Source organism: Variovorax sp. LjRoot290 (genome assembly GCF_964253985.1).
Classification (GTDB): domain Bacteria; phylum Pseudomonadota; class Gammaproteobacteria; order Burkholderiales; family Burkholderiaceae_C; genus Variovorax.
In genome coordinates this window covers 367,580-382,023 of record NZ_CAXURW020000003.1, presented here as the reverse complement: position 1 = coordinate 382,023, position 14,444 = coordinate 367,580, and the positions used below count along the sequence as shown (strand labels likewise).

The 14,444-nt window shown below is 65.2% G+C and carries 13 protein-coding genes; 7 read left to right on the top strand and 6 right to left on the bottom strand.

Annotation, left to right across the window (positions count from 1 at the left end):
- Positions 1-332: 332 nt before the first annotated feature.
- The 3 genes from ACSQ9A_RS39380 to ACSQ9A_RS39370 all read right to left on the bottom strand — a co-directional run bounded on the left by ACSQ9A_RS39380 (position 333) and on the right by ACSQ9A_RS39370 (position 2,376).
- Positions 333-785 (bottom strand): DUF302 domain-containing protein, encoded by a 453-nt coding sequence (locus ACSQ9A_RS39380; protein WP_436308105.1) that lies wholly within the window; start codon positions 783-785, stop codon positions 333-335.
- A gap of 12 nt (positions 786-797) precedes the next feature.
- Positions 798-1,520 (bottom strand): haloacid dehalogenase type II, encoded by a 723-nt coding sequence (locus ACSQ9A_RS39375; protein ID WP_436308104.1) that lies wholly within the window; start codon positions 1,518-1,520, stop codon positions 798-800.
- A 319-nt stretch (positions 1,521-1,839) separates the two neighbouring features.
- The gene (locus ACSQ9A_RS39370) at positions 1,840-2,376 is read right to left on the bottom strand and encodes a peroxiredoxin-like family protein (protein ID WP_436308103.1); all 537 of its coding nucleotides are present in this window, start codon (positions 2,374-2,376) and stop codon (positions 1,840-1,842) included.
- A gap of 85 nt (positions 2,377-2,461) precedes the next feature.
- Here ACSQ9A_RS39370 and ACSQ9A_RS39365 point away from each other — a divergent pair, with 85 nt between their 5' ends.
- The 7 genes from ACSQ9A_RS39365 to ACSQ9A_RS39335 all read left to right on the top strand — a co-directional run bounded on the left by ACSQ9A_RS39365 (position 2,462) and on the right by ACSQ9A_RS39335 (position 11,141).
- Entirely contained in the window at positions 2,462-3,286 is an 825-nt protein-coding gene (locus tag ACSQ9A_RS39365) for an AraC family transcriptional regulator (protein WP_436308102.1), read from the top strand.
- Between the two features lie 389 nt (positions 3,287-3,675).
- On the top strand, positions 3,676-4,119 hold the full coding sequence (locus ACSQ9A_RS39360) for a hypothetical protein (protein WP_436308101.1): 444 nt from the start codon (positions 3,676-3,678) through the stop codon (positions 4,117-4,119).
- Positions 4,120-4,176: 57 nt separating this feature from the next.
- Positions 4,177-5,586: a TolC family protein gene (locus ACSQ9A_RS39355; protein ID WP_436308100.1), complete on the top strand. Its 1,410-nt coding sequence runs from the start codon at positions 4,177-4,179 to the stop codon at positions 5,584-5,586.
- 2 nt (positions 5,587-5,588) lie between these two features.
- Positions 5,589-7,253: an efflux RND transporter periplasmic adaptor subunit gene (locus ACSQ9A_RS39350; RefSeq protein ID WP_436308099.1), complete on the top strand. Its 1,665-nt coding sequence runs from the start codon at positions 5,589-5,591 to the stop codon at positions 7,251-7,253.
- Complete coding sequence (locus ACSQ9A_RS39345; protein ID WP_436308098.1) at positions 7,250-10,420, top strand: efflux RND transporter permease subunit; 3,171 nt, start codon at positions 7,250-7,252, stop codon at positions 10,418-10,420. The genes ACSQ9A_RS39350 and ACSQ9A_RS39345 overlap by 4 nt, the downstream gene beginning before the upstream one ends.
- Positions 10,421-10,437: 17 nt before the next feature.
- Positions 10,438-10,770, top strand: coding sequence for a hypothetical protein (locus tag ACSQ9A_RS39340; protein ID WP_436308097.1), 333 nt, complete (start codon positions 10,438-10,440; stop codon positions 10,768-10,770).
- Positions 10,758-11,141, top strand: coding sequence for a hypothetical protein (locus ACSQ9A_RS39335; RefSeq protein ID WP_436308096.1), 384 nt, complete (start codon positions 10,758-10,760; stop codon positions 11,139-11,141). The genes ACSQ9A_RS39340 and ACSQ9A_RS39335 overlap by 13 nt, the downstream gene beginning before the upstream one ends.
- Before the next feature lie 227 nt (positions 11,142-11,368).
- Here the strand turns inward: ACSQ9A_RS39335 and dsbD are convergent, their stop codons facing one another.
- From dsbD to ACSQ9A_RS39320, 3 genes are read right to left on the bottom strand one after another with little or no spacing between them, the layout of a single operon-like run.
- The gene (gene dsbD / locus ACSQ9A_RS39330) at positions 11,369-13,348 is read right to left on the bottom strand and encodes a protein-disulfide reductase DsbD (RefSeq protein WP_436308095.1); all 1,980 of its coding nucleotides are present in this window, start codon (positions 13,346-13,348) and stop codon (positions 11,369-11,371) included.
- Between the two features lie 19 nt (positions 13,349-13,367).
- Positions 13,368-13,919 carry a PCYCGC motif-containing (lipo)protein gene (locus ACSQ9A_RS39325; protein ID WP_436308094.1) on the bottom strand — a complete coding sequence of 184 codons (552 nt, stop codon included), beginning with the start codon at positions 13,917-13,919 and terminating at the stop codon, positions 13,368-13,370.
- A gap of 40 nt (positions 13,920-13,959) precedes the next feature.
- On the bottom strand, positions 13,960-14,439 hold the full coding sequence (locus tag ACSQ9A_RS39320; RefSeq protein ID WP_436308093.1) for a TlpA disulfide reductase family protein: 480 nt from the start codon (positions 14,437-14,439) through the stop codon (positions 13,960-13,962).
- Between the last annotated feature and the right edge of the window lie 5 nt (positions 14,440-14,444).

The window sequence follows — 14,444 nt, the reverse complement described above, 5'->3', positions numbered from 1 at the left end:
ATCGCTGACGCTTGCACTCAAGGCCGAGAACTTGCGTATCGGCTACGACCTGCCGCTCTCGAAGGCGCGGGAATGGGGCCTGTACATCAGCACCTCGCGCGGCACGACGTCCATCGGGATTGAGGAGCCTGCGCTTTTCGCCGAGCCTGGCGTCTTCATCGTGCGAGCCGACGGGACGCTGTATTACGCTTCGGTCCAGACCATGCCCTTTGCGCGCCCCGCATTTCGACGACTTGCTCGGCGCGCTCGACTTCGCGCTTGCGAAGAACTACCCGGCTCGCGGCGAGTACGTCGGCGCCGTCTGACCGCGCAGCAGCATCGAACGGTGATGCCTATGGTGTCGTGGCCGCCGCGCCCAGGCCCGACAAGGCCTTGGTCAGGCCCTCGACCGACGGGCAGGCGTCCGCCCCATGCCGTCGGGCGAGCCAGGCAGGGTCGTTGTAGCCGAACCAGGTCTGCTGGTTCGCGTCCTGCCAGATCAAGGCCTTGAGCGGGAGGTCGATCCCCACTGTTTGCTGGCACGCCATGAATGGCGTACCTGCCTGGGCGCTGCCGAAGATGAACACCTCGGTCGGGCGCAGCGTCTTTCCAACCGCTGATGCACCTGTGGCGTGATCGATACGCGCAAACACGGTCAGTCCTCGTTGCTTGATCGCAGCCTCGAAGCGCGACGCGGTTTCTGCGGGCGAGTGCGGGCTCTTGATGGCGATCAGGCCCTCTGCAGCCAAGGCGGCGAAGGCGCAGAGCGCACACGCGGCAGCGGCGGTGATACGAGCGAGCTTCATGTTTTCCCCTGCTTATGGGCCAATTTCCGGCTCGCCGAGTGCGCGCAGCACGCTGCGCGACAACCCCTCGAACCCGTCCTCCACGAAGTCGTAGTCCATGTTCGGATGCGGGTCCGGCGGTCCTTCGGGTCCCCATTCATCGGGTCGTCTCACGAAAGCGGTTCGATAGCCCGCCGCGTGGGCGGCGTTGAGGTCGAAGTTGTGGCACGCCACCATGAGAATCTCGGAAGGCGGAAGGGCCAGCCATCGCGCGGCGGTTTCATACGCCTGCGCATGCGGCTTGTAGACGCCGATCATTTCGCACGAGATCACCGCATCCCAGCTCAGGGCGTTCCTGCGAGAAACATCGATCACCAAGGACGTGGGCAACATCGTGAACGACACGACGGGCAGGACCTCGCGCAATGTCGCCATGGCAGCGGGAAGGTCGGGCCAGGCGTCCAGTTCATGCCACGCACGCCAGACGTCGTGTCGCTGCGCCGGTGTCAGCGCCTGCAGGCCGAAGTGAGTCAATGACTCGTCGAGGGTCCGGCGATGTACGTCGTCCATATTGAAAGTCGGCCGGTTGAGCCCGACGATCGCGGCCATGGTGCGTCTGCGCCAGTCGTTGGCAATGGCATGCCAATCGGCTTGCGAACCCTGTTGGGGAGCGACCCGGCGGAGAGCTCGCACGACACCGCTGTGCCAATCGAGCACAGTTCCACCGGTGTCGAAGGTGATGGCACGAAGTTTCATATGGGCTCGGTGTCCTTGAAGGTTCGCACGGCCGCTGCGATCTTGCTTGTCGGATCCGTAAGCGCGCTGCCGAGTTTCTTACAGATACGCAGCCCATGCCGTAAGAACGGCCATGCGCACCGTCAGAGCTGCCCCCCGCGCAGTTCAGGATCTGTTGGACGGCGCGCCGAGAAAGCCAGCAGCACTATGCAAGTGGGCGCTTAGGCGGCGAGCGCTCGACGTGAACTTGCTCGGCCACGATGTCTTCGGAGGCGCATGGTATTCCCGCGCCGCGCTTAGCGAACTTGATCGCGTCGGTTCAGCTACTCCAAGACATGGATCACACAGCGCCGACATACTCGCCGCGCGCCGGGTAGTCGTTCTTGATGATGAAATCCAAGGCCTGCACCATCTCGGCAAAGTTCGGGCGTACGAATGGCATCGACTGCACGGACAGGTAGTAGATGGTGCGATCGGGTCGGATTAGGAAAACACCAGGTTCAGAAAACAGGGCCGGTTCCTCGATGCCAATGGACGTCTTGCCGCGGGATGCGGAAATGTAGAGACCCCATTTCCTCGCATCGGCAAGAGCGAGGCCGTATCCAATGCGCAGATCCTTGGCGCCCACCTTTTCCGCCATCGCCCGTGCGCGCGCTTCATCGTCTGAACTGATCGCGATCGTCGTGACCCCGCGCTCCGCAAACGCAGCCGTCTGCCGCTCCAGTTCCTTCAGATAGTTGGCACAAATCGGGCAATGCAGCCCTCTGTAGAAGCAGACGAGCGTCATGAGGCCTGGGCGTTCTTCCGCCAGATCGAAACGTCCGTGCTCGAGCGTGTCGAGCGCCAGCGCGGGGGCTTGTTGTCTGGGTATGAGCATCAGTTTTCCCTTCAGTGCCTGGTCGCAGAAGTTGCAACCGAACCCATAAGATCCCATACTTTGGGAAACGAATGTTCCTTGATTCATGATCCAAAGTCCGAATTCGCTCCGAAAAGTTGACCGACTAACGGCCTTCGTCCAGACGTTCAAGCTGGCGGCCGCGGTCGTCCCGCTGCCGACGGTGGTGAAAGGGCCGACGCTCATCGTCGCCGGCACTGCGGACGGGCTCGCGGGCCAGGTGGTCTTCCGCTCCGTAGGGTTCGACCGGTATCCGCAGGACGTGCTGGTCGCGGCGCAGGTCGAATTCGATAACGACACGAATCCGTTGATGATTGCGATGCCCGAGGAACTGTCGATCCAGTTGGATGAGGTGCCTGCGCTTCGGGCCACCGTGGCTGCTTTCCTGGCTGAAGCGTTCGACCGCCGGTGCGGACGTACCGCCGCCCTGGACCGTCTGGCCGAGGTCATCGTGCTGATGGTGCTGCGAAAGGCGATCGACGCCGGCACAGCCGAATCGGGCCTGCTTGCCGCGCTCGCCCATCCAGCACTGCATCGAGCGCTCGTCTCGATCCACGATATGCCGTCGCGCGCCTGGAGGGTGGACGATCTCGCCATGCGGGCCGGAATGTCCCGCAGTCACTTCATGGCGCTCTTCCGTGCAGTCGTTGGCACAACCCCGATGGCCTACCTATCTGCTTGGCGCCTGACCTTGGCACGTCGATATCTGCAGTCCGGCGACACCGTCAAGTCGGTGGCCCGGCGCACGGGCTTCGGTAGCGCGGCTGCGTTTTCACGCGCGTACTCTCGAACGTATGGGTCTGCGCCCGCAGCGGTGAGATCGAGCGAAGTACCAGGAAAACGAGGTGATGCGCGCAGCACATCGGCACGGGTCCAGCCTGCATCTTCTTAGGCTCCCGCGATGACCAGGACGGCGACCTGCGCGATGGTGGTCTCGGCCGACGGGTACACGCCAAGCACCACAACCCAGAAACAAACGTCCCATGCATCTGCATCCCACGATCGAAATGACAACGATTTCTCGGTCATCAGATCGACATTCGGTAGCGGCCGGGAACCGGTCAATTGGCAACTCGCGAGAATGCCTCCCAGTATTCTGAGAACCTACGAGCCTCAGCCGGCCCAATAGATTTGATCGAGAATTGAACTTTGCCGGCTCGGGCCCCTCAATCTCCCGCCACCTATGTTTGCCAGTTCAGTCACCGCCCACCCGCTCGTCAGCGCATCTCGCGCTGACGATGCGTTGCCGCTGGTTTGCCGGGCTGCTCTGGAGGCGCGTCCATGAAGCGCCGATGGCTGCATAGGGTAGGTCGCGCGCTGATCGGCGTGCTTCTCTTTGCGCAAATGGCCATTGCGGCCTACGCCTGCCCCGGACTCCTGCCGGGCACTTCGACCGAGATGCAGATGCTTTCGGGCAACGCGGCGACGCTCGAGGTCAGCAACACCGCCATGTCCACGGCGGCTTCTCAGGCCACCAGTCCCTGCGCCGACATGGCCGGGGCGACGGACCCGTCCCCCAATCTCTGCGCCGAGCATTGCCGCTATGGCCAGCAGAGCGACCATGCCCCGACGCTGACGGTGCCCGTCGTACTGCTTACAACCCTCTTCATCACCCCGTACGCGACGGATGTCGCGATGCGGCCGCGCCCTGCGGCAGCTGCGTCGAGTGCATTGGCTTCGGTGGATCCGCCGCACGCCATCCTGCACTGCTGCTTGCGAACTTGATCTCTCAGACGACGCTGCGCTGACGACCCTCAACGGGGTCGGCTCGGCGCATCGGTCGTGTCCGTCTGCGCCGGTGAGTTCCTGCTCGCCCTGGCGCAGCGGGCGCTACACGAAGCCATTGTTTCGTTGTCTGGAGATTTCATGTTCATCGTTTCATTCCTAGCTGCGCCACGGGGAAGGCGACCTCGCCTGTCGATCGCGACAGCCGCGTTGTGTCTGACCCTCACAACCCTGAGCGCGTACGCGGAGCCCGCGCTGACGCTAGCCCGGGCACTCGAGCTGGCGCAACAACGCTCGCGCCAGCTCACTGCACAGGATGCCGCCGCGTCAGCCTCGCGCGAGATGGCAGTCGCCGCCGGGCAGTTGCCAGATCCAACGCTCAAGGCCGGAATCAACAACCTGCCCGTCAACGGTTCCGACCGATTCAGCTTGACGCGCGACTTCATGACCATGCGCTCGATCGGCGTGATGCAGGAGTTCACGCGCGGTGACAAGCGCCAGGCCAGGTCGACCCGCTTCGAGCGGGAGGCGGAGGCGGCCGAGGCAGGACGCGCCGTCGCACTCGCCAGTCTGCAGCGGGACACTGCAGCCGCCTGGCTGGAACGCCACTACCAGGAACGTGTGCGTGCCATTCTGGTCGCTCAGCGTGACGAAGCCGGCCTTCAGATCGAGGCTGCCGACGCCGCCTACCGGGTGGGCCGCGGCTCGCAGGCCGATGCGTTCGCCGCGCGTTCGGCCGTCGCACAGATCGACGACCGCATCCGGCAAGCCGACAGGCAGATCGCGACGGCCAAAACGAAGCTTGCGCGCTGGGTCGGCGACGACGCCAACCAGGAACTGGCCGCGCCGCCGGATCTGGCCGATCTCCATCTCGATGCATGGAGCCTCGAAAGTCAGATCGCGAATCACCCGCAGATCGCCATGTTGGCCAGGCAGGAGGAAGTCGCGCGCGCCGAGGCCGAGGTGGCCCGAAGCAACAAGCACTCCGATTGGAGCGTGGAGCTGATGTACAGCCAGCGCGGCTCCGCCTACTCGAACATGGTCTCGCTCAATGTCTCGATCCCGCTGAAAGTCGACCCGGCGAAACGGCAGGATCGCGAGCTTGCCGCCAAGCTGGCCCTGGCGGATCAGGCACACGACCAGCGCGAGGAAGCCATTCGCGAGCGCCTGGCAGAAGCGCGCAGCTGGCTGCAAGAGTGGAAGAGCAACCGGGACCGCCTGACTCAATACGACAAGACGTTGATCCCACTTGCCTCAGAGCGCACGCGCGCCGCGATGGCGGCGTATCGGGGAGGCGGGCTGCTCGGCAGTGTGCTCGAGGCCCGGCGCATGGAGATCGACACGCGCATGGAACGGGTTCGTCTCGAGATGGAGACGGCTGGCCTCTGGGCGCAACTCAACTATCTGATTCCGACCGAACGCCGTTCGCCTCTGCAGGGTCGTGCATCTGAAGTGACGGAGAAATGAACATGAAGCTCAAACCCCTCTTGATCGGCTTGATCGCCGCCGGCGTCCTCGGCGCGGCGGGCTTCGGCTTGTACACCCTGGGCATGCAGCGCGGCATGGGCTTGGCGGGGTCGCCGGCCGCACCTGGGAGTGCAGCGACTGCTACCGCGCCGCCTTCCGCAGCACCGGCGGCACCGAGCAATGAGTCGGGCGAGGACGCCACTCGGCGCCATATGGCCGCCGGCCTCAAAGCCGGCGATACCGACCCCGCGAACGGCAAGAAGATCCTCTACTACCACGACCCCATGGTGCCGGGAAACAAGTTCGACAAGCCGGCCAAGTCGCCCTTCATGGACATGATGATGTCGCCGGTCTATGCCGGCGGCGACGGCGACCAGAACAAAGTGACCGTCAGCCCGCGCGTCCAGCAGAACCTGGGTGTGCGCACCGCAGTCGTGTCGGAAGGCACGCTGTCCCCGCAGGTCGCGGCGGTCGGCAGCATCGCTTTCAACGAGCGCGATCAGGTCATCGTGCAGGCGCGAGCGACCGGGTACGTCGAGCGCCTGCATGTGCGTGCCACGCTCGACCGCGTGGCCAAGGGACAGGCCCTCGCCGAACTCTACGTTCCCGATTGGATTGCAGCCCAGGAGGAGTTCCTGTCGGTTCAGCGCATGCGCGGCACCGACCTGGCCCCATTGGTCGATGGCGCTCGCCAGCGCATGCGGCAGGTGGGCATGAGCGAGGGGCAGATCGAGCTCGTGGCACGCACCGGCCGCACGCAGCCTCGCATAACGCTGATTGCGCCGATCGGCGGCGTCATCACCGAATTGACGACGAGAGAGGGGATGACCGTGATGCCGGGCGCCACGCTGTTCCGCATCAACGGGCTTTCCACCGTTTGGGCCAACGCCGAGGTGCCGGAGAGCCAGGCTGCCTTGCTGCGACCCGGCGCCAAGGTGCAGGCAAGGAGCCCGGCTGTTCCCGGCGAAGCCTTCGACGGCAAGGTGCAGGCCATCCTGCCCGACGTCAACCCGACGACGCGCACCTTGAAGGCGCGGCTGGAGTTGGCGAACCCGGACGCGCGGCTGGTGCCGGGCATGTTCGTGTCGATGCAGTTCATGGACATGCGCGCCGACAAGGTGCTGCTGATTCCGACCGAGGCCGTCATCCAGACGGGCAAGCGCACCGTGGTCATGCTGGCCGAGGAGAACGGCCGCTTCAGCCCGGTGGATGTCGAAATCGGTATCGAGAGTGGTGGCCAGACCGAGGTCAAGCGTGGGCTGCAGGCCGGCCAGCGCGTTGTGGTGTCTTCCCAGTTCCTGATCGACTCGGAGGCCAGCCTCAAGGGTGTCGAGGCGCGCTTGAACAGCGTGCCAGCATCGGGCGCTACGCCTTCCAGCGCCGCCACGGCGAGCGCTCCAAGGCATGTGGGCGAAGCCAAGGTGGAAAGCATCAGCAAGGACGCGATGACCTTGTCGCATGGGCCCATCGCCACGATGAAGTGGGGCCCAATGACGATGGACTTCAAGCTGCCGGCAGGCGGCACGCCGCGCAACGTCCAGGTCGAAGACCGCGTGACCTTCGAGTTCTTCATGGACAAGGACGACCTGCCGCAGCTCACCCGGGTGACGCCGATGGCGCCCGAGCCCAGGGCGGCAGCGCCCGCTGAAAAGGGAAGCAAGCGATGATCGCGAGGCTCATCCGATGGTCGATCGCCAACCGCTTCCTGGTGTTGCTGGCCACGCTGTTGGTCAGTGCCTGGGGCGTGTACTCGGTGACGCGCACGCCGCTGGATGCGCTGCCCGATCTCTCAGACGTGCAGGTCATCATCCGCACCACCTACCCGGGCCAGGCGCCGCGCATTGTCGAAAACCAGATCACCTATCCGCTGACGACGACGATGCTGTCGGTGCCGGGCGCGAAGACGGTGCGCGGCTATTCGTTTTTCGGCGACTCGTTCGTGTACGTGCTGTTCGAGGACGGCACCGACCTGTACTGGGCGCGCTCGCGCGTGCTCGAATACCTGAACCAGGTGCAGTCGCGCCTGCCGGCCGGCGCCAAGGCCTCGCTCGGCCCCGATGCCACCGGCGTGGGCTGGATCTACCAGTACGCGCTGGTCGACCGCAGCGGCACGCAGGACGCCTCGCAACTGCGCGCCCTGCAGGACTGGTTCCTGAAGTACGAGTTGAAGACGGTACCCAACGTCGCCGAGGTGGCCTCGGTGGGCGGCATGGTGCGCCAATACCAGATCGTGCTCGAGCCCGACAAGCTTGCGGCCTACAGGATTCCACACACCAAAGTGGTCGAAGCGATCCGGAAGGCCAACCAGGAGACCGGCGGCTCGGTGCTCGAGCTCGGCGAGGCCGAGTACATGGTCCGCGCCTCGGGCTACCTCCAGAGCCTGGATGATTTCCGCAAGGTGCCGCTCATGACGACCGACGCCGGTGTGTCGGTGCATCTGGGCGACGTGGCGCGTATCCAGGTGGGGCCCGAGATGCGCCGCGGCATCGGTGAACTCGACGGCGAAGGCGAAGCGGCCGGCGGTGTGATCGTGATGCGCTCGGGGAAGAACGCGCTGGAAACCATCGCAGCCGTCAAGGAAAAGCTCAAGACCTTGCAGGCCAGCCTGCCCAGGGGCGTGGAGATCGTGCCGACCTATGACCGGTCGAGCCTGATCGAGCGCGCGGTCGAGAACCTGAGCCACAAGTTGCTGGAGGAATTCCTCGTCGTCGCGGTCGTGTGCTTCGTCTTCCTGTTCCACCTGCGCTCGGCCTTCGTGGCGATCGTTTCGCTCCCGATCGGCATCCTGGCCGCCTTCATCGTGATGCACTACCAGGGCGTCAACGCGAACATCATGTCGCTCGGCGGCATCGCGATCGCCATCGGCGCGATGGTCGATGCGGCGGTCGTGATGATCGAGAACGCCCACAAGCACATCGAGCAGTGGAACCACGAACATCCGGGCCAGACATTGCGCGGCGAGCCCCATTGGCGCGTGATCGCCGATTCGGCGGCCGAGGTGGGTCCGGCGCTGTTCTTCTCGCTGCTCATCATCACGCTGTCCTTCATTCCGGTGTTCACGCTGGAGGCGCAAGAGGGGCGGCTGTTCTCGCCGCTGGCCTTCACCAAGACCTACGCGATGGCGGCGGCGGCCGGCCTCTCGGTGACCTTGATCCCGGTGCTGATGGGCTACCTGATCCGGGGCAGGATTCCCGACGAGAAGACCAATCCCCTGAATCGCTTTCTCATCGCGGCCTATCGGCCGTTGCTGAACGCGGTGCTGCGCTGGCCGAAGCTGACGCTGGTGGGCGCCGCAATCGTGCTGGTGCTGAGCCTGTGGCCACTGCAGCACATCGGCGGCGAGTTCATGCCGCGGCTGGACGAGGGCGACCTGCTCTACATGCCTTCGGCACTTCCGGGCCTGTCGGTGGGCAAGGCCGGCGAGCTGCTGCAGCAGACCGACCGCCTGATCAAGACCGTGCCCGAGGTGGCCAGCGTGTACGGGAAGGCGGGGCGTGCAGAGACGGCCACAGATCCGGCACCGATGGAGATGTTCGAGACCACGATCCAGTTCAAGCCTCAAAACGAATGGCGTGCCGGCATGACGCAGGACAAGCTGGTCGAGGAACTGGACCGCATCGTCAAGGTGCCGGGCCTGAGCAACATCTGGGTGCCGCCGATCCGCAACCGCATCGACATGCTGGCCACCGGTATCAAGAGCCCGGTGGGCGTCAAGGTGGCGGGCACCGACCTGGTGACCATCGACCGCATCACCGGCGAGATCGAGCGTGCGCTGAAGGATGTTCCAGGCGTGTCGAGCGCGTTGGCCGAGCGGCTCACCGGCGGACGCTATGTGGACGTGAACATCAAACGCGACGAAGCCGCCCGCTTCGGCATGAACATCGCGGACGTGCAGTCCGTCATCGCTTCGGCGGTGGGCGGCGAGAACATCGGCGAGACGGTCGAAGGCCTGCAGCGCTTCCCGATCAACATGCGATATCCGCGCGAGACGCGCGATTCGCTGGAGAAGCTGCGGACCCTGCCGATCGTCACGGAACGCGGCGCGCGGCTGGTGCTGTCCGACGTCGCGGATATCCGGATTACCGATGGGCCGCCGATGCTGCGCAGCGAAAACGCGCGCCTGTCGGGCTGGATCTACGTCGATATTCGAGGGCGCGACCTGCGCGGGGCGGTGCAGGACATGCAGCGCGTGGTCATGAAGGAGGTGAAGCTGCCTCCGGGCTACTCGGTCTCCTGGTCGGGGCAGTTCGAATTCCTCGAGCGCGCCACCGCGAAGCTGAAGGTGGTCGTGCCGTTCACGCTGCTCATCATCTTTGTGCTGCTGTACCTGACTTTCAAGCGCTTCGACGAGGCGCTGCTGATCATGGCCGCGCTGCCCTTCGCCCTGGTGGGCGGCATCTGGCTGCTGTATCTGCTCGGCTACAACCTGTCCGTCGCCGGGGCGGTTGGATTCATCGCGCTCGCAGGGGTGTCCGCCGAGTTCGGTGTGATCATGCTGCTGTACCTCAAGCACGCTTGGGAGGACCGCATCGACGAGGGGCGCACCGAAAACGCCGACCTGCTGGATGCCATCCGCGAAGGAGCGGTGCTGCGCGTGCGACCCAAGGCGATGACGGTGGCCGTCATCCTGGCCGGCCTGTTCCCGATCATGTGGGGCAGCGGCACCGGCTCCGAGGTGATGCAGCGCATCGCGGCGCCGATGGTGGGCGGGATGATCACTGCGCCGCTGCTGTCGATGTTTGTGATTCCGGCGGCGTACTTGCTGATGCGCCGGCCGCGTGAACGGCACGCACCCGGGTTTGCGTTCTGGAGAAGGCGCCATGGCACGAGCTGAATGCCTCCGACGATGGCGTGCACGCTTTTGGCGTCGCGCTGTTCCTGTGTCTGGCGCTGCTCGGCGCGGGAGCGCGGGCATCGATCCCCGTGATGCAGGAGGCCGGGCCGCAAGCGATCTCGGTCATGGCCTCGGAGTCGATGCCGATGGCCTCGGACCGCATGCCCTGCGCGCGCTGCTACGTCGCTCCGGCACCAGCATCGCACGGCTTCAGTGGCGAGTGCAGGGAGCATGAAGCGCCGATTTGGCGGGTTCATGCCCCGTCGATTCTTGATGCAGAGTATTTCGACACGGGAGGCCAGCTTGTACGGTTGCCAGTGCGCATCCTGTACTGCCGGTGGCCGGATTGATCGGTAGCCGCGAGCTTCATCGCTCGCGCTCGCTTTGTACCGATCAACTTCAGGAGCTCATCATGAAAAGGCTACTCATCACCATCATCGGCGCTCTTGCGCTGGGGGCCACTTTGCCGGCCTTCGTCGGCCCCGACTTCCAGGCCATCGAGCAAGCACGCAAGGCGAAACAGGTCGCGCAGATCGAACGCCGAGCTGACCTCCAAATGGCCCAGAGACCCGTCGGGGTGAGCTCCCCGAGCCGCCCGCCCGCGCCGCTCGTGCTGCCGCTGGACCACGGCCCGCGCGCGCAGACCAGATCTTCCGAGAACCAATCGCGCAAGAACCGCTACGCGGCGCGGTTGAAGGCGTGCAACGAGGCGACGAAGTGAATCCAGTGCGCCGACGATCAACCTTGAGGTCGGCGCTTGCCGCGGTCGCTACCCCCAGGCCCTCGCTTCTCTCAAGCCATCCGGAATGCGTGGGGTGATGGCGACCAGCGACGGTCACATGGTGGTACAGGCCGTGGCGAGCCGGCTTGGGATCAACGAAGTGCACGGCGAGGTCGAGCCGGCGGACCAGCTCGCGCTTGTCGAACGCCTGCAACGAGAGTTGCCGATCACGGCGAAAGCGCCCGGTTTAACGATGCGAGGAATTCTTCAGGTGGCTGGTATCCGATCACGCGGAAGTTGATGGCGCGCCCCTGCGGGTCGAAGAACACGATGCCCGGTGGCCCGAACAGCGAAAAGCGCTCGAGCAAGGCGCGATGGTCCGCGGTGTTGGCGGTGACGTCGGCGCGAAGCAGCACCGTGTCCTTCAATCGGGCCTGGACGCGCGGGTCGCTGAATGTGAACCTGTCCATTTCCTTGCACGACACGCACCACTCGGCCCAGAAGTCCAGCATGACCGTTCGGCCTTGCGCCGTGCGCAGGCGGCTCTCCAGTTCGGCGACGCTGTTCACGGGCTGGAACGCGAGTTCCCGGCGCTCCACGCGATCCGCACCACGGAAGCCGGCCAGCGGCTGCAAGATCTCGCGATGGCCCGACAGCGCGCCGACCAACAAAGCGATGCCCGTTACCAGCGCCAGCACGGCTGCGCCTTTGAACAGGCGTCTATGGCCCGGCGAGTCGGCGGGCAACGGGTCGAGAGCGTGCAGGTAGATGGCGGGCACGATCAGCAACGCGGCCCAAAGCAGCTGCTGTACAACAACCGGAATGACTGGCGACACCGTGTAGACGGCGACGGCCAGCATGATCCCGCCGAAGACCCGTTTGACCGACGCCGTCCACGCGCCGGCCTTCGGCAGCAGGGTACCTGTCGTTGCCCCCACGACGAGCAGCGGCAGGCCCATCCCGAGGGCCATCGCAAACAGCGCCGTGCCGCCCAATACGATGTCGCGCGTTTGACCGATGTACAGCAAGGCCCCCGCCAGCGGGGCGGCAACGCAGGGCCCCACGATCGCCGCCGAGAGCACGCCCATCAGGAATGCACCCGCCACCCTGCCACCCTTGTGCCGGCTGCCAACGTTGGCCAGCCTGCTCTGTATCGCAGCAGGCAGCTGCAGTTCGTAAAGGCCGAACATCGACAGTGCCAGCAGCACAAAGATGGCTGCAAAGCTGCCCAGCACCCACGCGTTTTGCAGATAGGCCGAAAAAAGTGTGCCGGCGAGCCCGGCCGCCACGCCGGCCAGCGCGTAGGTGATCGCCATCGCCAACACGTAGACCGCTGACAGGCCGAGGGCGTGGCGCCGTGTCAGTTGCTGCCCCTGGCCCACGATGATGCTGGACAGGATAGGAATCATCGGCAGCATGCACGGCGTGAACGCGAGCAGAACCCCGAAGCCGAAGAACGCCGCCACCAGGGCCCAGGTGCCGCCGCGCGCGAACAGCTGGCGAATGCGGCCTTCGTCCGACGTATCTGCCGCTGGCAAAGCCGTTGCACCGGCAAGCTGCGCTGTCGAAGGGCCGCCGACGGCGGTCGCGCCGGACAGCGCCACCGTCACGGTGTTCTCGATCGGCGGATAACAGACGCCCAGCGGCTCGTTGCAGCCCTGGTAGGTGGCGCGCAGCTGGACCTGGTCCGCCTGCCCCTGTGCGTGCCGCAAGGCGATGATGGCCTCGACGGGGCGGTGGAACACCTCCACCGTCCCGAACGTCGGATCGGCCTTCGGGTCGCCCTTCGGCAACGACACGCTGGCGACGGACACCGTCGGCGGATCCGCGATGCTGAAGCTGATGCGATCGCGGTAGAGGTAGTAGTTCTTGGCTGGCGTCAATTCGGCGACGAGCGTGTTCGCATCCTTCGCCCGCACCGCAAGGCGGAACGCCTGCTCCGGTGGCAGCAGCTCAGGCTGAGCGCCGGAGCCGCCCAACCACTTCCGGATCGAATCCAGCGTGCCCGGTGCTGCTGGCGCCGTGCTGGACTGCGGCGCCGGACCGGGGCCGGGCGTATCGCCTTGCGCGAACGCGATGGTGGACCCGGCAAAAATCAACCAGACTAGGCCACGCATCGCACTTGCCCAAGCACCGCGGAATAGCGGTGCAGAGGGTGCCGGCGGCGCGATCGAGTCTGCGCAGTGCCGATGTGTGCCGGTCGTCATGCCACTATCGTCATCGAGTTCACCGGTTCGGTCCCCAGTGGACGTCGACTGCGGCCTGAATCTTCGCGGCATCGGTGATGCCCTTTTTGGTCATGTCGTACGCGATCTCGGCGGTCCCGAGACACACGGGGCAATCCTCGGCCATCCGATCCTCGAAACACTGGAGGTTGGACCGGTGGACGCCGCGGTTCTCGCAGCCGCACCAGCAATACAGCTTGTTCAACACCGCCGGGATCTGGGTGGCGATCCAGTAGCCGTGGCGGACCTCCGCCTGCGAGAAGTGTTGCGGGTCGAGGACCGCCGACGCGTCTTCCCGTCCGGTCGGAATGATGCGCAAGCCGTCGGGACGCAGCATGCCCACGGTCCAGCCCGACTCGACCGATGTCTGTGCGCGGTCGGTATTCGCAGCCTGTTGCGGCGCCGGCCGGACCGGAACCAGCCAGATCACCAGCAACAGAACACCGGCCAGTCCCAGCATCATGGCCGCGATGACCGCGCGGTGGCGTCGAGGTCGCTGCGTAGCGCGCGGTTCTGGTGATCGAGCCTTGGATAAATTGCGGCGATGTTTCATGGGGTCGTCTCCTTCATGAGGTTCTGTGCCGGGGGTGACCTCAGCTGGCCAGCTCGCGCTCGATTGCGGCGTGGAGCGACGCAAAGTCGGGCTCGCCCACGAATCGGCTCAGGATCGTGCCGCGCTTGTCGATAAGCACTGCGGTGGGCGTCAGGTTCACGCCGCCGAACGCCGCGGCGATCGAACCGTCCTTGTCGAGCACCACCTTGAAGGGCAGCCCGTGCTTGCGCGTGTAGTTCGCTACATACTCCGGCGGGTCGTATGCCATCGCGACGGCGATCAACTCGAAGCCGCGCGGCGCATACCGTTCGTACGTTTTCACGAGGTCCGGCATTTCCTTGATGCAGGTGGCGCAACTCGTGGCCCAGAAGACGACGTACACGACCTTGCCGCGCAGACGCTGCGTGCTCGTCGCTTCGCCGTCGAGCGTGACGTATCCGACCTCCGGCGCCAACGGCCGGGACAAGAATACGTAGGCAGCGCCGGCCACCAATGCGATGCCGAGCATGATCGCCAGCACCCTGC